Origin of the sequence: Pseudarthrobacter sp. NKDBFgelt, assembly GCF_046097905.1 — a bacterium.
Lineage (GTDB): Bacteria > Actinomycetota > Actinomycetes > Actinomycetales > Micrococcaceae > Arthrobacter > Arthrobacter polychromogenes.
The window spans coordinates 1-17,122 of the sequence record NZ_JBJURL010000047.1 but is presented as its reverse complement, the minus strand read 5'-3'; the positions used below and the strand labels follow the sequence as shown (position 1 = coordinate 17,122).

At 65.8% G+C, this 17,122-nt stretch carries 16 protein-coding genes; 10 read left to right on the top strand and 6 right to left on the bottom strand.

The genetic code is table 11. The features are described 5' to 3' along the window. Window position 1: 1 nt before the first annotated feature. Together ACKAE7_RS13400 and manA are read left to right on the top strand one after the other, a co-directional pair. Window positions 2-1,651 (top strand): LCP family protein, encoded by a 1,650-nt coding sequence (locus ACKAE7_RS13400; protein ID WP_408979437.1) that lies wholly within the window; start codon window positions 2-4, stop codon window positions 1,649-1,651. 41 nt (window positions 1,652-1,692) lie between these two features. Continuing rightward, window positions 1,693-2,940, top strand: a complete 1,248-nt coding sequence (manA, locus tag ACKAE7_RS13395) for a mannose-6-phosphate isomerase, class I (RefSeq protein ID WP_190610735.1) — start codon at window positions 1,693-1,695, stop codon at window positions 2,938-2,940. A gap of 98 nt (window positions 2,941-3,038) precedes the next feature. On the opposite strand, the gene ACKAE7_RS13390 is transcribed toward manA, so the two are convergent. After that, entirely contained in the window at window positions 3,039-4,094 is a 1,056-nt protein-coding gene (locus ACKAE7_RS13390) for a peptidoglycan bridge formation glycyltransferase FemA/FemB family protein (protein WP_190610740.1), read from the bottom strand. A gap of 91 nt (window positions 4,095-4,185) precedes the next feature. Further along, a complete protein-coding gene (gene glpX / locus ACKAE7_RS13385) occupies window positions 4,186-5,208 on the bottom strand; it encodes a class II fructose-bisphosphatase (protein ID WP_181038053.1) in 1,023 nt (340 codons plus the stop codon). Between the two features lie 224 nt (window positions 5,209-5,432). Between glpX and ACKAE7_RS13380 the strand changes: the two genes are divergently transcribed. The 5 genes from ACKAE7_RS13380 to ACKAE7_RS13360 all read left to right on the top strand — a co-directional run bounded on the left by ACKAE7_RS13380 (window position 5,433) and on the right by ACKAE7_RS13360 (window position 10,815). Next, window positions 5,433-6,113 carry a DUF4245 domain-containing protein gene (locus ACKAE7_RS13380; protein WP_229666309.1) on the top strand — a complete coding sequence of 227 codons (681 nt, stop codon included), beginning with the start codon at window positions 5,433-5,435 and terminating at the stop codon, window positions 6,111-6,113. A 9-nt stretch (window positions 6,114-6,122) separates the two neighbouring features. Continuing rightward, window positions 6,123-6,737 carry a carbonic anhydrase gene (locus tag ACKAE7_RS13375; protein ID WP_066274414.1) on the top strand — a complete coding sequence of 205 codons (615 nt, stop codon included), beginning with the start codon at window positions 6,123-6,125 and terminating at the stop codon, window positions 6,735-6,737. Window positions 6,738-6,825: 88 nt separating this feature from the next. Next, complete coding sequence (locus tag ACKAE7_RS13370) at window positions 6,826-8,253, top strand: class II fumarate hydratase (protein WP_408979436.1); 1,428 nt, start codon at window positions 6,826-6,828, stop codon at window positions 8,251-8,253. A 196-nt stretch (window positions 8,254-8,449) separates the two neighbouring features. Then, the gene (locus ACKAE7_RS13365; protein ID WP_408979435.1) at window positions 8,450-9,115 is read left to right on the top strand and encodes a TetR/AcrR family transcriptional regulator; all 666 of its coding nucleotides are present in this window, start codon (window positions 8,450-8,452) and stop codon (window positions 9,113-9,115) included. Then, entirely contained in the window at window positions 9,112-10,815 is a 1,704-nt protein-coding gene (locus ACKAE7_RS13360; RefSeq protein ID WP_408979434.1) for an MDR family MFS transporter, read from the top strand. Before ACKAE7_RS13365 ends, ACKAE7_RS13360 begins: the two co-directional genes overlap by 4 nt. A 123-nt stretch (window positions 10,816-10,938) precedes the next feature. Here the strand turns inward: ACKAE7_RS13360 and ACKAE7_RS13355 are convergent, their stop codons facing one another. Next, window positions 10,939-11,409, bottom strand: a complete 471-nt coding sequence (locus tag ACKAE7_RS13355) for an NUDIX hydrolase (protein ID WP_408979433.1) — start codon at window positions 11,407-11,409, stop codon at window positions 10,939-10,941. A 67-nt stretch (window positions 11,410-11,476) separates the two neighbouring features. Further along, the gene (locus tag ACKAE7_RS13350) at window positions 11,477-12,025 is read right to left on the bottom strand and encodes an A24 family peptidase (protein WP_188809204.1); all 549 of its coding nucleotides are present in this window, start codon (window positions 12,023-12,025) and stop codon (window positions 11,477-11,479) included. Between the two features lie 58 nt (window positions 12,026-12,083). On the opposite strand from ACKAE7_RS13350, the gene ACKAE7_RS13345 reads away from it, so the two are divergent. Then, window positions 12,084-12,878 (top strand): hypothetical protein, encoded by a 795-nt coding sequence (locus tag ACKAE7_RS13345; RefSeq protein WP_190610758.1) that lies wholly within the window; start codon window positions 12,084-12,086, stop codon window positions 12,876-12,878. Window positions 12,879-12,921: 43 nt separating this feature from the next. After that, a complete protein-coding gene (locus ACKAE7_RS13340; RefSeq protein ID WP_408979432.1) occupies window positions 12,922-13,569 on the top strand; it encodes a GNAT family N-acetyltransferase in 648 nt (215 codons plus the stop codon). A 97-nt stretch (window positions 13,570-13,666) separates the two neighbouring features. Here ACKAE7_RS13340 and ACKAE7_RS13335 read toward each other — a convergent pair whose 3' ends face one another. Both ACKAE7_RS13335 and ACKAE7_RS13330 read right to left on the bottom strand, forming a co-directional pair. After that, window positions 13,667-15,085, bottom strand: coding sequence for a PhoH family protein (locus tag ACKAE7_RS13335; protein ID WP_408979431.1), 1,419 nt, complete (start codon window positions 15,083-15,085; stop codon window positions 13,667-13,669). Between the two features lie 239 nt (window positions 15,086-15,324). Continuing rightward, window positions 15,325-16,086: an isoprenyl transferase gene (locus ACKAE7_RS13330; RefSeq protein ID WP_104185378.1), complete on the bottom strand. Its 762-nt coding sequence runs from the start codon at window positions 16,084-16,086 to the stop codon at window positions 15,325-15,327. Window positions 16,087-16,332: 246 nt separating this feature from the next. On the opposite strand from ACKAE7_RS13330, the gene trhA reads away from it, so the two are divergent. Beyond that, window positions 16,333-16,995, top strand: a complete 663-nt coding sequence (gene trhA, locus ACKAE7_RS13325) for a PAQR family membrane homeostasis protein TrhA (RefSeq protein WP_188809436.1) — start codon at window positions 16,333-16,335, stop codon at window positions 16,993-16,995. The last annotated feature ends 127 nt before the right edge of the window (window positions 16,996-17,122 follow it).

Sequence of the window (17,122 nt, the reverse complement as noted above, 5' to 3'; positions counted from 1 at the left end):
TATGTCCAGCAGCAAAATGCGGCAGGCCGCCCCCGGCACCTCCATGACCGACCCGGTCCGTAACCCAGCCAGTGCTTCCTCTCCTGTGCGCACGAAACGGGCTTTCGTCCTCATCCTTTTGACCCTCCTGGTTCCGGGCAGCGCCCAGGTCGTGGCCGGCAGCCGCAAACTCGGCCGTGCCGCGCTGCGCGTCACCCTCGGCGTCTGGGCAACCCTGGCCGCCGCGGTGCTCCTGCTGCTCTTCAACCGGACCCTGCTGATCAACATCATCACCCATCCCTTCACTTCCCTGGCGATCGTCATCCTGCTGGCAGCCCTGGCAGCTGCCTGGGCACTGCTCTTCCTCAACACCCTCCGGCTCATCCGCCCCACACTGCTGGCACCCCGGGCACGGCCCGCAGTGGGGATAGCACTGGTGCTGGCCATGGTCCTGGGCAGCGGGTCCCTTGGTTATGCTGCCTACCTGCTCAATGTGGGGCGTAATGCCATTGGGAGCATCTTCTCCTCCGGCCCCACGATCGATCCCGTTGAAGGCCGCTACAACTTCCTGATGATGGGTGGGGACGCAGGCGAGGACCGCACCGGGAGGCGCCCGGACAGCCTTTCCGTCCTCAGCGTGGACGCCGAGTCGGGGCAGACGGCCATCATCTCCGTGCCCCGGAACCTCCAGAACGCCCAGTTCAGCGAGGACTCCCCCATGCGGGCCATCTACCCGGACGGCTACGACTGCGGGGACGAGTGCCTGATCAATGCCATCAACACCGAGGTGACGAACGAGTACGCCGACCTCTACCCCGACGTCGCCGACCCCGGCGCTCAGGCCACCCTGGAAGCCGTTTCCGGGACGCTTGGGATCACGGTGCAGGCCTACGTCCTGGTGGACATGGACGGTTTCTCGAGGCTCATCGACGCGATGGGCGGCATCAGGATCAAAGCCGGCGGATGGGTTCCCATGAGCGGCTATTTTGACGATTTCACCCAAACCCACGGCATGCCGCTGGGCTGGATCCCGGCCGGTGAACAAACCCTCGACGGCAACCAGGCACTTTGGTACGGAAGGTCGCGGGAGTATGTGGACGACTACTCGCGCATCCAGCGCCAGCAGTGCGTGCAGCAGGCCATGCTCAAGCAACTGGACCCCGCCACCCTGCTGGCCAAGTTCGAGGACATCGCCGACGCCGGAACCAAGGTGGTGGACTCCAACATCTCCTCCTCGCAGCTGGGGAGCTTCGTGGACCTTGCCATGAAGGCCAAGGGCCAGGACATCAAACGGCTGACCATCGGCCCGCCTGACTTTGATGCCTCGTTCTCCACGGTTCCGGACTTCGACGAGATCCACGACCGCGTGGACCAGCTGCTGGCTTCCGCATCCTCGGCCCAGGCAGCAGGCGTGCAGGACGACGCCGTGGTGGAAGCGGTCGCCGCACCGGGCCATGTCCAGGCCGCGGCAGCCCGAACTGCCGGTAGTCTCCCCCTTGCCGGCGCCGTTCGTTCACAGCAGTCGCCCGCGCCGTCGGACTTCACTCCGGTGACCACCACGCCAGATGGCGAGCTGATCACGGAAGAGATGCTGACCCAGCTCAAACTCGAGGGCAACGAACAGGCCATCGCCGGGCTCGTGGCAACCAACGGCCAGTGCGCGCCGCTGTAGCCGCACAAATTATCCAACAGACCTAGGGAACGGAACCGGTTTTGTACGAGATTGAGAACGTCCTGCGCGATTATGCCTGGGGTTCGACGACGGCCATCGCGGCCCTCCTGGGACGGCCCGAGTCCGGCCGCCCGGAAGCCGAACTGTGGATCGGCGCCCACCCCGATTCACCGTCCACCGCCCGCGTCCCCGGGGACGGAGCGACGACTGCGCTGGATGCCCTGATCTCCCGCGATCCCGGCCATTTCCTCGGTGCGGACTCCGTGGCCCGCTTTGGCCCCCGGCTGCCCTTCCTGGCCAAGATCCTCGCCGCAGCCCAGCCCCTGTCCCTGCAGGTCCACCCCAGCCTGGAGCAGGCGCGCGCCGGATTTGCCCGCGAGAACGCGGAAGGGGTGCCGGCGGGCGCCCCCAACCGCAATTACCGGGACGACAACCACAAACCCGAGATGATCCTCGCCCTGACTCCGTTTGAAGCGCTCTGCGGATTCCGTCCGGTGGCGGAAACGCGGGAGATCCTGGCGCACGTCGCCGCAGCCTGTGGCTCCAGCGAAGCGGGGGTCCCTGCCCTGGTGGGAGAGCTGCAGGAGGACCTCGGCGCAAGCGACGAGGGGCAGGGCCTCCGGAAGGCCTTCGAGCGCCTCATCACCGGAGGCCGGTCCGTCGCTGAGGATACGGCGCTGGTGGTGGCTGCACTCCTGTCCGAAGCCGCCCTCGCCCCGCATGAGGCCGAGCTGAAAACCGTTATCAGCCTCAACGAGAAGTATCCAGGGGATCCCGGTGTCCTGATCTCCCTGTTGTTGAACCGGGTGTCACTGGCGCCGGGCGAAGCGGTGTACCTGCCGGCCGGGAACGTCCATGCGTACCTGCACGGCCTCGGCGTGGAAGTCATGGCTTCCTCGGACAACGTCCTGCGCGGCGGCCTCACGCCGAAGTTCGTGGACGTACCCGAGCTGCTCCGCACCGTTGATTTCCAGCCTGTTGCGGTGCCCATGCTGGCCGCCGAGCGGACGGCCCTGGACCAGGAAGTGTTCCGCCCGCCGTTCGAGGAGTTCCAGCTCCAGCGGATCGAGCTCGCGCCGGGCGCGGCCCCGGTCCCGCTGGCGCAGTCCGGGGCAGCCGTTGTCATCGTGGTGGCAGGAGAAATCTACCTGGACTCGCCCAAGGGCGACCTGCAGCTTTCGAGGGGCGGCAGCGCCTTCCTGCCGGCCGCCGAGGCTCCGGTCAACGTCCACCCCGTGGCCGGCTGCACGGAGCAGGCGCTTGCTTTCGCCGTGACCACCGGCCTCTAGCGGCTGTCGGCGCTTCGGACAGCAACGGCAAAGGGCGACGGCGGCACCCGGGCGGGGTGCCGCCGTCGCCCTTTGCTGGGCGCAGCTGGTGGGTGAAGCTAGTTGCCGTGGCGCAGCCGCTGAAGCACGGGCCGCACCCGGCCGGCAGCGGCCTTCAGGATGCGCCGTCCCGTCTGCAGTCCCCGGCGCGCCAGGGGCATGGCCTGGGCGTAGGCGGGGTACAGCGGCGAGAGCGGCTTCTCCCAGGTTCCCAGGAGCATGTTTTCGTGCTTGGCGAACTGTTTCTTGAAGTCGGAGATGCCGTCGTTGAGGAGTCCGTTGAAGTCGTACCGGCGGCAGCCGTCTTCCCGCATCGCCTGCAGCGCCGCCCACTTCACGCCGTAGTTGACGCGCTGTTTCTGTCCCTCTGCGGACACGCCGCCGTAGAGCTCAAAGGCTGTGGCGCCGCTCCTGGCGAGCCAGACGAACGCCAGCAGCTGTTCGCCGTCGAACGCCCCAATGATGGGTGAGCCGTCCCCCATGTTCCGGAAAATGTCCCGGTAGTACTGGTCCTCGTGGATCCCGAACCCGGCGCGTTCAGCCGTCTCGTGGTAGATCGCGAGCACCTGCTCAAGTTCGGCATCGTTCTTCACCTTGCGGAACTCAACGTCGCTGCGCATCGCCTTGCGGATGTTCGCACGCGTGGACTTGGACATGTCCGCCATGAGCTCGTCGTCGGACCTGGTGAGGTCAAGGATCAATGTGCGCGGGATCAGCACCGTGTTGGCGGACGGACGGAATCCTGCGGCTGCCACGGCTCCTGCAAAAACAGAGTCCTGGTCCCAGTCGGGTTCGATGCTCAGGGCAACGCCACCGTGCCGGACTGCCGCGTGATCGGCGAGGTGGTTCAGGACCGCCTGCGCGTTCTCCGGGGCGCACATGGGCCCCCGCGGAATATACACCAGGGCCCGGAAGGGAAGTGGAAGCCGGCGGATTAGCAGCTGGGCGCAGCCGATGGTGTTGCCGGCGTCGTTGATGAGCACGCGGTCAACGGTCCAGCCATGCATGGCCTTGGTTTCGCCCCAGCCCCACAACTGTTGCGGATGTCCCTGGAACCGGTCAACGTGGTCGTCCCAGAGGGCGCGGTCAGTACAGGGCACAACAGCAGGAATCATGGCTTCAACCCTATACCAAGCGCTTAAAACGCCAGGCCCCCGGAAGTGCGGTGCGCACTTCCGGGGGCCTGGCGAATTAGCGCGCCGGGCGTCAGCTCTTGCGGGCGTAGCCCTCCCACTTGTCGGCGCGGTGCTCGCCGTCAACGAAGCGGATGGTGCCGGACTTGGAACGCATCACGATGGACTGGGTCAGGACCTTGTCCTTGGAGTAGCGGACGCCCTTCAGCAGGTCGCCGTCGGTGATGCCCGTGGCGGCGAAGTAGCAGTTGTCGCTGGAGACGAGGTCGTTGGTGGAGAGGACCCGCTCCAGGTCGTGGCCGGCGTCGATGGCTTTCTGCTTCTCTTCGTCGCTGGTGGGCCAGAGGCGGCCCTGGATGACACCGCCCAGGGACTTGATGGCGCAGGCTGTAACGATGCCTTCCGGCGTGCCGCCGATGCCCATCAGCGCGTCAACGCCTGTGCCGGTCCGCGCTGCGGCGATGGCACCGGCGACGTCGCCGTCCATGATGAACTTGGTGCGCGCACCGGCTTCACGGATTTCCTCCACAAGCGGCTTGTGGCGGTCTCGGTCGAGGATCATGACGTTGAGCTGGTTGACCTTGACGCCCTTCGCCTTGGCGATGAGGTGCAGGTTCTGCTTGACCGGGAGGCGGAGGTCCACCATGTCCGCGGCTTCGGGGCCGGTGACGAGCTTCTCCATGTAGAACACGGCGGAAGGATCGAACATGGAGCCGCGCTCGGCCACCGCGAGGACGGCCAGGGCGTTGTTGATGCCCAGGGCAGTCAGGCGGGTTCCGTCGATGGGGTCGACGGCAACGTCGCACTCTGGGCCGGTGCCGTCACCGACGCGCTCTCCGTTGAAGAGCATGGGGGCCTCGTCCTTCTCGCCCTCACCGATGACCACAACGCCGTTGAAGTGGACGGTCTGGAGGAAGGAGCGCATGGCGTCGACCGCTGCGCCGTCGGCCTTGTTCTTGTCGCCGAAGCCCACCCAGTGGCCGCCGGCGATGGCTGCGGCTTCAGTCACGCGGACAAGCTCGAGGGCAAGGTTGCGGTCCGGCTCGTCAATGCCTACGGCAAGGGACGGGGAGATCGTGGAGTACTTCTGGGTCATGGACGCTGGTGACACGTGAACCTCTTCTTCGAGTGGCGATCATAAAACCCGCCCCGCCGGTGCAGCAGCGCGGTGATTCCTCTGCTACCGATCATAGTCGCGAGCCGCTCAACGGGGTGGCGGATGACGCGCCCGCGCAATGTACCGGCGACGGCGGCAGGGGGCCTGAGGCGCCCAAATGGAAGTCGGCTGCCGGAATGGGCGACTATTGAGGGGTGAATGACATGCAGGAAAAGACCAGTCCCAGCCCAGAGCCGGCCGGATCCGAGGGCAACGGCGGACCCGGCGCCGCGGCAGGAAATGCGCCCGTAAAGCCTGTCATTCCGGCTGCTGCCGCCAAGCGCGCCAACGCCTCGGTCATCGGAATGATCATCGCCCTGGTGGTGAGCATTGCCGCGTTCCTGCCCATCATCCTCATGAATCCGCTGCCCAAGAGCGACGGCTACCGGCCGAATATCGATGTGGCAGCCGTCTCGCGGAATGCCACGGATGTGGCAGGATTCACACCCGTCGCGCCGGACACCGGCGGCAGCTTCCGCCCCAACTACGCCCGGTGGGAAGCCGGAACCGGCAACGGCGTCCCCACCTGGGAAGTGGGATACCTGACGCCCAAGGAGTCCTTCATCGGGCTGGTCCAGACCAGGAACGCGAACCCCACCTGGCTGCTGCAGCAGACGCGCAACGCACCCGTCACCGGCTCTCGGAGCGCCGGCGGGCAGGAATGGGAACTTCGGGACACCGGCAAGGGTGAGAAATCCCTGGTGCTGGACTACCGCGGGACCACCGTCGTTTTGTCCGGGGAGGCCCAACTGGACGAGTTCGCCGCACTGGCGGACGCCGTCGTCACGTCCCTGGAAAGCAACCCGGCTGTCACAGTTTCACCCTCCCCCGCCGCAGCGCCGTAAGGTGGGCGCGTGACTACCTACCTGACTCCCGCACTCGCCTGGCGCCGGCTGCGCGAAGGCAATGAACGTTTTGTCAACGGTGAGACCTCGCACCCCAACCAGGATGCGTCGCGCCGGTCCTCTTTGGTGGAGAACCAGCACCCGTTCGCCGTGATCTTCGGCTGCTCCGATTCCCGGCTCGCCGCTGAAATCATTTTCGACGTCGGCCTGGGCGACGTCTTCGTCGTCAGGACCGCAGGCCAGGTGATCGACGACGCCGTCCTGGGGTCCCTCGAATACAGCATCGGCGTGCTGGGCGTGCCGCTGATCGTGATCCTCGGGCACGACAGCTGCGGTGCCGTCTCTGCCACAAAGTCAGCTGTGGAGACCGGACAGATGCCGGCAGGCTTCATCCGGGACCTCGTGGAACGCATCACGCCCTCCGTCCTGACATCGCTGCGCAACGACCAGACCGATGTCAACGACATGGTGGTGGAGCACGTCAAGCAGACCTCTGAACGGCTCGTGGACAGCTCCCGTGTGATTTCCGACGCAATCGGGTCAGGCAAGGCCGCCGTGATCGGGCTTTCGTACAGCCTGGCCGAGGGCCGCGCCAACCTTGTTTCCGGAATCGGCGAGCTCTAGGGGGCTTCCCGGAACGGCTTCGGTGGGCAGTGTGTAGCAAGCAGTTCACGGTTTTCGGTGCGGCGCCCGGGCGTCCTAAGCTAGCCCCATGACTTCCACTGAAGAGTTCCGCATTGAACATGACACGATGGGCGAAGTCCGCGTCCCCGTGAACGCACTGTACCGCGCGCAGACGCAGCGTGCAGTGGAGAACTTCCCGATTTCCGGCAAGACCCTGGAGCCTGCGCACATTGAAGCGCTGGCCCGGGTGAAGAAGGCTGCCGCCCAGGCCAACGCTGAACTGGGTGTGCTCGACGGCGAGCTGGCCAAAGCCATCGCGGCGGCCGCGGATGAGGTAGCCACCGGCAAGTACGACGGCGACTTCCCCATCGATGTCTTCCAGACCGGCTCGGGCACGTCCTCCAACATGAACACCAACGAGGTGATCGCCGAGCTGGCCACCCGCGCCCTCAAGGCGGCCGGCAGCAGCAAGGTTGTCCACCCGAACGACCACGTCAACGCCTCACAGTCCTCCAATGACGTTTTCCCCACGTCGGTGCACGTTGCCGCCACCTCCGCGCTGATCAACGACCTCATCCCCGCCCTCGGCTACCTGGCCGAGTCCCTGGAGCGCAAGGCCGTTGAATTCAAGGACGTGGTCAAGTCCGGGCGCACCCACCTGATGGATGCCACGCCGGTGACCCTGGGCCAGGAATTCGGCGGCTACGCGGCCCAGGTCCGCTACGGCATCGAGCGCATCAACGCCTCGCTCCCCCGCGTGGCCGAAGTTCCGCTTGGCGGCACGGCGGTGGGCACCGGGATCAACACCCCGGCCGGGTTCCCGGAGCGCGTCATCGAACTGCTGGCCACGGACACGGGCCTGCCGCTAACCGAGGCACGCGACCACTTCGAGGCGCAGGCCAACCGCGACGGCCTGATCGAGGCGTCCAGCCAGCTGCGCAACATCGCCATCTCCTTCATGAAGATCAACAACGACCTCCGGTGGATGGGGTCCGGCCCCAACACGGGCCTTGGCGAGATTGCCATTCCGGACCTGCAGCCCGGCTCGTCCATCATGCCCGGCAAGGTCAACCCGGTCATCTGCGAGGCCTCCATTATGGTGGCAGCCCAGGTCATCGGCAACGACACCGCCATCGCCTGGTCCGGCACCAACGGTGCGTTCGAGCTGAACGTCGGCATCCCGGTCATGGCGTCCAACCTGCTGGAATCCATCCGCCTGCTCGCCAACACCAGCCGGGTCATGGCAGACAAGATGATCGACGGCATCACCGCGAACGTGGAGCGTGCCCGCTTCCTGGCCGAGGCGTCACCGTCGATCGTGACCCCGCTGAACAAGTACATCGGCTACGAGAACGCGGCCAAGATCGCCAAGACGGCCGTGGCGGATGGCCTGACCGTCCGCCAGGCCACCGAGAAGCTGGGCTTCGTCGGTGACGGCGAGGGCCAGGTCTCCGAAGCGGACCTGGACAAGGCACTGGATGTCACTACCATGACGGCTCCCGCCCACAAGGCGTAGCCTCCGCACTTACCGTTCAAGTACGACGACGGCCGGTACCTTCCCACGAAAGGTACCGGCCGTCGTCGCACTGTGGAGTTTTTGTCCAGATGTGCAGGCTTCAGCGCCGCTCAACCCTGCATACGTGGACAAAAACTCCATCTTCGCGCCTCTTCAAAACTTGCACTTATTCATGTCCAGTGCAAAACTTCACTTTGTGAATGAAAGTGCAGCAATAGAGGGCGGCCTCCGCGAGCGCAAACGGGCAGCAACGCGCGCCGCGATCACTTCGATCACCCGGAAGCTGACCGCCGAACGCGGCCTCAGCGGCTATACCGTGGAGGAGGTCTGCGAGCAGGCCGACATTTCCCGCCGGACGTTCTTCAACTACTTCCCCACCAAGGAAGATGCCGTCCTCGGCCACATCGACGATGACATCCCCGCAGGTGTCCTGGAGGAATTCATCGCGGGCGGGCACGCATCGCCCGCCGGCGAAATCTCCCCGACGCTGTTCCAGGACCTCGTCCGGCTTTCCCTGAAACTGTCCGAGCACATGGCCGCCTCGGAAGAGGAAACCCGCCAGCTGATCGGCGTCGTCAAGAAGGAGCCTCAGCTGATCCTCCGGATCATCGGAGTAACCGAGCAGCGGGAAGCCCAGTTCGCCCGGGATGTCGCCCTTCGCGAAGGCGTGGCCCCGGACCACCCCGTGGTCCAGATGGCTGTGGTCCTGCTGGGGACCATCGCCCGGAAAAGCAGCATGGCCTACTTCTCCGAGGGCAACACCCGCCCGTACTCCGAGCTGCTGATGGAGAACATCTCTGCTGCCAGCGAGCTCTTTTCACAGCCATTCGAACTCCCGGTACCCGCAGAAGGACACTCATGAGCACCGCCGCCAGTCCCAAGGCAGCAGCCGGCCCGCTGCTGCTGACGCAGAAACGCATCTGGATCATCTTCTCCGCCCTCATAGCCGGCATGCTGCTCTCCAGCCTGGACCAGACCATCGTCTCCACCGCCATGCCCACCATCGTAGGCAAGCTGGGCGGCGTGGAACACCAGGCCTGGATCACCACCGCCTACCTGCTGGCCACCACCATCGTGATGCCCATCTACGGCAAATTCGGTGACGTGCTGGGCCGGCGCAACCTGTTCCTGACAGCCATCGCCCTCTTCACCCTGGCCTCTGTGGGCTGCGCCCTGGCCACCGACTTCTGGGGCTTCGTCATCTTCCGTGCCATCCAGGGCCTGGGCGGCGGCGGCCTCATGATCCTCTCGCAGGCCATCATCGCCGACATTGTGCCGGCAAAGGACCGCGGCAAATACATGGGCCCGCTGGGCGCCGTCTTCGGCCTCTCCGCCGTGGCCGGCCCCCTGCTCGGCGGCTTCTTTGTGGACCACCTGACCTGGGAATGGGCCTTCTACATCAACATCCCCATCGGCATCGCAGCATTCGCCATTGCGTGGTTCACCCTGACGCTGCCGAACAAGAAGGCAGACAAGCGGATCGATATCCTGGGCGTCGTCCTGCTGTCCGCCGCCACGACGTGCCTCATCTTCTTCACGGACTTCGGCGGAAAGAAGGACGAAGGCTGGGACTCCCCCCTCACATGGGCCTTCGGCGCAGGCATGGTCCTATCCGCGGCCGCCTTTGTCATGGTGGAACGCCGGGCCGAAGATCCCATCATTCCCCTGAGCCTGTTCCGCAACCGCATCTTCGTCAACGCCACGGCCATCGGCTTCACCCTTGGGCTGGGCATGTTCTCCGCGATTGCGTTCGTGCCCACCTTCCTGCAGATGTCCTCGGGCACCTCCGCGGCTGAGTCCGGCCTCCTGATGCTGCCCATGATGGCCGGCCTGATGGGCACATCCATCTACTCCGGCATCCGGATCTCCAAGACCGGCAAGTACAAGATGTTCCCCATCCTCGGCGCGGCGCTCACCATGGCCGCCATGCTCTGGATGACCACCCTCGCCGCCAGCACCCCCATCTGGGTTATTTGCGTCCAGCTGTTCATCTTCGGCGCCGGCCTGGGCCTGATCATGCAGGTAGTGGTCCTAGTGGTGCAGAACTCCGTCCCGGCCGACCAGATCGGCACCGCGACCAGCACCAACAACTACTTCCGCGAAGTGGGCGCCGCCATGGGCGTGGCCGTCTTCGGCGCGATCTTCACCAACCGGCTCTCGGAGTCCCTCACCAGTGCCTTTACCGGCGCCGGCGCGTCGGCGGACCAGGCGGCCCAGTCCACCAGCACGCTGGATCCGCAGGCCCTGAGCAATCTTCCGGAGCAGCTGCGCGGCGCCATCGTCAACGCCTACGCCGAGTCCCTTGCCCCGGTGTTCTGGTACCTGATCCCCTTCATTGCGGCGGCCCTGGTCCTGGCCATCACGCTGAAGCAGATCCCGCTCTCGGACACTGCGGGCATGGTGGCCCGCGGCGAGGCCGTGGGAGGCGAGGAAGCCGAGCGGCTCGCCGCGGGGCTACCCGGGGCGGCACCAGCAACAGCAGGCGCGGACAAGGCAACGAATGCCGGGGCTGTGGAGAGCGTCAAAGACGACGACGGCGAGCTGGTCTCCCAGCGCAACTGACCGCCGTCGTCCTGCCGGCAATCACGCTGCAGGGCTGCCGCGCACGTGGGGCAGGGGCGCCGCAATCTTGGGGGTTGCGGCGCCCCTGTTGTGCTTCCTTATGATGAGGCAGCGATGATTCGATCAGGGTTCGAAGTGCGCGGCTTCGGCGGTTGCAAGGGCACGGTGGATGCTGGTGAGGTGTCCGGCCATGAGGTCGGGCAGTTCATCGATTCCAAACCAGCCCACGGCCAGCGACTCGTCATCGTTAACCCGGGCAGTCCCTGAGACGTAGCGGCACAGAAATACGACGTCCAGGAACTCGCACACATCGCCGTTGGGGTAGGTGAAGGGCCCCACGGCCCCCACAGACACCACGCGCTCCGGTTCGGCCACCACCGCCGTTTCCTCAAAGATTTCCCGCACCAGCCCGCGGGCCGGCTGTTCGCCCGGCTCAAGCATGCCGCTCACCAGGGCCCACTGCCTGTTATCTGCCCGTTGGGCCAGCAGCACGCGGCCCGCGGCATCCACCACCACGCCCCGCACCCCCGGGACCCACAGCGGATCGTTGCCGATTTTCTTGCGAAGCTTCAGGACATAGTCAGGCGCAGGCATTGTGCCAGCCTACCGAACTGTTCTCCAGCGTCGGCTGCCCGTACACCCCGATCCCGGCCGCTGAAAGTCAGGCCGGCAGCAGCATCGCTGCGGCGGCTCCGGCGAGCATGAACGGGCCGAAGGGGATGGACGATTTAAGCGTTCCCCTCCGGGCCGCCAGGAGTGCGACGGACCAGAGACCGCCCAAAAGGAAGGCCAGGAACGTGCCTGCAAACAGATGCCCCCACCCGAGGTAGCCCAGGTACATTCCCAGGACTCCGGCGAGTTTCACGTCCCCGAAGCCCATACCCGGCGGGTACACCAGCCGCAGGAGGAAGTAGAAGAGCCACAGGATGGCCGCCCCGGCCACGACCCGGAGCATCGGCTGGGACGCAAGGCCTGCGAGTGGACCAGCAGGCCCCTGGACGGAGCCCGCCCCGGCCACGGCCGCCGCCGCCAGGAGCAGGACACCGGCCACGGCATACGACGGAAAAACGATCCTGTTCGGCAGCAGATGGTGCCGGACGTCGATCACCGTGAGCCGGACGGCCATCACCGCGAAGTAGGCGCACGCGGCAAGCACCAGCCAGAAGGCCGGCGGAGTGTGCTGCCATAGTTCGCCCAGTCGATGGATCACCCTCGGATGCTACTGGATTTCCACCCGCCCACGCACCGCCCGCGCGTAAACTGTGGATATGGCGACGTGGGACTTCCGGCACCGGCCGGATCCGGACAGTGGAGCTGCCCCCACGGACCTTGCAGCGATGTTCCGGAACCTGTGCCGGTCCTCCCCCTGGAAATGGCAGTCGCTGCGCTTCGAGTACTGGAATGAACCCTTCGCGGAAGCTCCCAGCCCTGCAGCTCCCCTGGTCCGTGCCTGGCTGCGGCGCCCCGGAGCCCTCCGCCTGGAAAGCCCTGAAGGACTGGTCCTCCACAGCACCACGGGGATCAACGACTCCAGGGACGGGCTCTACATCAGCTCCACGCGGAAATCCTGGCTCCTGCCGCCCCACCTGGTGACGCCCGTTTACGACGACCTCGGCCTGGTGCGGCGGCGCCCCGAGGCGGCCTATGGGGAGCCCGGTTTCGGCAACGGACGCTTCTCCGCGGCGCTGGATCCGGTGGAGCTTGCCGGCAACGCTCCCGTGCCCCTCGAGTTCCCCGGCAGCAACCCCGTGGAGGTCCAGGATGTCCGCCGCGTTGAGTGTGAGGGCCGGCCGGCGCTTGAGGCGGTGGTGGCCCCGACCGCCGCCTACCATCCCGCGGATCCCGCCGCTCCCCTGTGCATGCCGGGCCGCTCCATGATCAGGGTGGACCTGGGCACCGGCGTCTGTGTGTCCAGCCGCTCACTTGAACCTGAAACGGACCAGTACGGTCACTGGCTGCGGATTATTGCCGTGGACGAATACATGCTGGACGATCTTTTCCTGGCCGAATCCATGAACCTCACCGACGTCCGCCGCCACATCAGCTGGGACGTTCCCGCCTGACTGTGACAGGCCACAACCGGCACCCATCGGCTAGGCTTCGCGGATGACTTCACCGAACGCCGTGTGGCCACTCTTCGACCTCACGCTGGCCACGCCCCGGCTGGAGCTCCGCCCCATCCAGGACCACGAGATTCCGGCGGCAGTTGCAGCAGCGCGCACGGGTATCCACGAGCCCGGCAGGAATCCGTTCAGCACTCCTTGGACTGAGCTTCCGGCCGAAGAGCTTGGACCGAACATGGCCCGCTGGTACTGGCGGTGCCGCGCCGAGTGCACGCCGGACTCCTGGACGCTGCTCCTGGGCATCTGGCACAAAGGTGAGTTCATCGGCTGCCAGGACGTCGGGGCCAAGAAATTCGCCACCCTCAAGACGGTCAGCACGGGATCCTGGCTCAGGCAGAACGTGCAGGGCCGCGGCCTGGGCAAGGAGATGCGCGCCGCCGTCGCGCTCTATGCGTTCGACTGGCTGGGCGCAGAAGTGGCCGAGTCAGAAGCAGCAGACTGGAACGAGGGCTCCCTGGGCGTCTCCCGTTCCCTCGGCTACGAACTCAACGGCATCACCCGCAAGGCCTGGGGCACCCGGGTCGAGACAGTCCAGCACGTCCGCCTCACCCCGGACTCCTTCAAGCGCCCTGACTGGACCCTCAGGGTAGGGGGCCACGAGGCTGCAGCGAACTTCCTGAACATCAGCTAGTGCCGGGACTTGGTGCGCGGGTGCGCCTTCCGGCAGCGTGCGTCAAAGGCGACGGAGGAGCCAGCACGCAGAGGAAGGGGCACCCGGGCACCCCCGCTTAGCCTTCGAGCAGTTCCGTGACCAGGGCTGCGATGGGCGAGCGTTCGGAGCGGGTCAGGGTGATGTGGCCGAAGAGCGGGTGTCCTTTCAGGGTTTCGACGACGGCGGCTATCCCGTCGTGGCGGCCGACGCGCAGGTTGTCGCGCTGGGCGACGTCGTGGGTGAGGACGATCTTCGAGTTTTGGCCGATCCTGCTCATGACGGTCAGCAGGACGTTCTTCTCGAGCGACTGGGCCTCGTCAACGATCACGAAGGCATCGTGGAGGGACCGTCCGCGGATGTGGGTGAGGGGCATGACCTCGAGCATGCCGCGGTCCATGACCTCCTCCACCACCTCCTGGCTGACCAGGGCACCGAGCGTGTCGAACACGGCCTGCGCCCAGGGGTTCATTTTCTCGGACTCGGAGCCGGGAAGGTAGCCGAGTTCCTGACCGCCCACGGCGTAGAGGGGCCGGAACACGACGACCTTGCGGTGCTCGCGCCGTTCCAGGACGGCTTCGAGGCCGGCGCACAGTGCCAGGGCCGACTTTCCGGTGCCGGCCCGGCCGCCGATGGACACGATGCCGACGGCGGGATCCATCAGCATGTCGATGGCCAGCCGCTGCTCGGCAGAGCGCCCGTGCAGGCCAAACACGTCACGGTCGCCTTTGACCAGGCGGACCTGCTTGTCCGGGCCCACCCGGCCCAGGGCAGACCCCCGGTTGGACAGCAGGACCAGGCCGGTGTTGACCGGCATTTCCGCTGCCGCCGGGATAAACACCGGCTCGTGGCCGTAGAGGGTTGAGATCTCCTGCTCGTTGGCTTCGACCTCGGCAACGCCGGTCCAGCCGGAGTCCTTCACCAGTTCGTTGCGGTATTCGTCTGCGGTGAGCCCCATGGCCGAGGCCTTGACCCGCATGGGCAGGTCCTTGGATACCACGGTGACGTTCCTGCCCTCGTTGGCGAGGTTCTTGGCGACGGCGAGGATGCGGCTGTCGTTGTCCCCGCTCCGGAAGCCCAGCGGCAGCACCTCCGAGGAGATGTGGTTGAGCTCCACCATGAGGGAGCCGCCGTCGTCCCCGATGGGAATGGGCTGGTTCAGTCCGCCGTGTTTGACCCTGAGGTCGTCGAGGAGCCGCAGCGCTTTCCGGGCGAAATAGCCCAGCTCGGGGTCGTGCCGTTTGGACTCCAGTTCGGTGATCACCACGATCGGAACGATGACCTCGTGTTCCGCAAAGCGCAGCAGGGCGCGGGGGTCTGACAGCAGGACGGAGGTGTCGATGACGAAGGTGTTAATGGCGGCTTCCCTTCCGGAGACAGCAAAACCGGCCGCAGCATCCGCTGCTGAACCGGTTTGTGAGGTGGCTCGCGTGGCGCGAGAGGTAGCTTTCCCTCCCTGGTCAAAAACGACCTCGGGCAGTTGTTCAGAAGTAGCCACATCGACTCCAGCCCCGGGCACCAGCCCGGAATTGTTATTGGTGAGGCGGCTCGGCCGGGAGGCCGGGTCCGGCCTCCCATACAACCGGTGCGATGATTCGCTCCATGTACTGGCCTCCCCGATCAGCCGGCGGTTTTGCCAGCTGATGGATATAACGTAAATCCACCCCAGGTAGTTTCCGCAACCATTAAGCGGCGATTCGTGTTGCAGTGGTGTGAACTTGTGATGAACCGGAGTTGTCAGGAGCCGAAGCGGCGCTGCCTTCCCGCGTAGTCGCGGAGGGCCCGCAGGAAGTCCACTTTCCGGAACGCGGGCCACAGTGCCTCGCAGAAGTAGAACTCGCTGTACGCGCTTTGCCACATCAGGAACCCGGAGAGGCGCTGCTCCCCCGATGTCCGGATCACCAGGTCCGGGTCCGGCTGGCCGCGGGTGTAGAGGAAGCGGGAGATGTCATCCACGCAGAGCTCGTCCGCAAGCTTGCCGATGTCCTTGTTCTTGGCCACGGCGTCATGGAGGAGCTCGCGCACCGCGTCCACGATTTCCCGGCGGCCGCCGTATCCCACCGCCACGTTGACATGGATCTTTTCCAGGACGGGGGTGCGCGCCGTCAGCTTGTTGAGGCGCTCGGCAAGGTAGTCCGGAAGTAGTTCCGGAGCACCCATCGCGTGGACGGAGATGTTGGCGTCCTCGTCCAGCCGGTCCAGGGTGTTGGCGATGATGCCCATCAGCAGGTCCAGTTCCTCGCTGGACCTGTTCATGTTGTCCGTGGAGAGCATGTACAGGGTGACCACTTTGACCCCCAGCTCCTGGCACCAGCCAAGGAACTCGTGGATCTTGTCGGCGCCGGCCTGGTGCCCCTGGCTGGTGGGGGCGTTGAACTGCTTGGCCCAGCGGCGGTTGCCGTCCACCATCACGCCGATATGGCGGGGAATGCGGTCGCGGGCCAGGTCCTTCAGCAGCCTGCGCTCATAGAAGCCATAGAGGAACCCGGGCAACTCCACGCGTCCACTCACCTGACTTCCTCGCTGTACGTACTTGCACATCCTAGGCTACCGTCCGAAGCGCCCAGGGCCCGCTCCTCCTGCCCGGACCAGCGATCGCCAGAAACCTACCCTTCGGTAACTTACCGATCCGTAAGTTATTCTGGGACCATGAACAGCGACACCCCGGAGGCCCCCCGGACGCCGCAGCCGAAGGCCGGTTCCGGCACGGGAAACGGCGCAGCAAACGGTGCGGCAAACAACGCCATGGACGAGGCCGCGGTCCGGCTGGCCGAACTGCTGATGATCAAGCCGAAGTGGCGCGGCTGGATCCACACCGTCACAGCACCCCTTGCCCTCGCGGCAGGGATCATCCTGGTGGCCCTTGCGCCGACGGCGGACCGCAAAATCACGTCCGCCATTTACGCGGCCACGGGTGTCCTGCTTTTTGGAGTCAGCGCCGTCTATCACCGGGGCAACTGGTCGCCCGGGGTCAAGATCGTCCTCAAACGGCTGGACCACACCAACATCATGCTGGTGATCGCCGGCAGCTACACCCCGCTTGCCTGGACCCTCCTGGAAAGGCCTCAGGCAGTCCTGCTGCTGTGGGTCATCTGGTCCGGGGCCATCCTCGGTGTTCTGTTCCGGCTGCTGTGGACGGACGCCCCCCGCTGGCTCTACGTACCCATCTACATCGCCCTGGGCTGCGGCGCACTGTTTTATCTGCCGCAGTTCTTCCAGGCAAGCGTCCTGGCAGCTGCCCTGATCTGCGTGGGCGGCATCCTGTACATCACCGGGGCAGTCTTCTACGCCCTCAAGAAACCGAATTTCAGCTACCACCACTTCGGGTTCCACGAACTGTTCCATGCCCTAACCGTGGTAGCTTTCGCTGCACATTTCGTGGCGATCGCCACGGCCGTCCTCAGCTGACGGGGCCGCGCGCCCCGGAGGTCCTCAGCCGGCGCAGCGGCGCATGTGGGACGACGTCAATGCGTCAGTGCCGCTGGTCGCCCTGCGCGGGGTCCGTCCCGCCGTCGGCCGTTCCTTGCACGGCGCC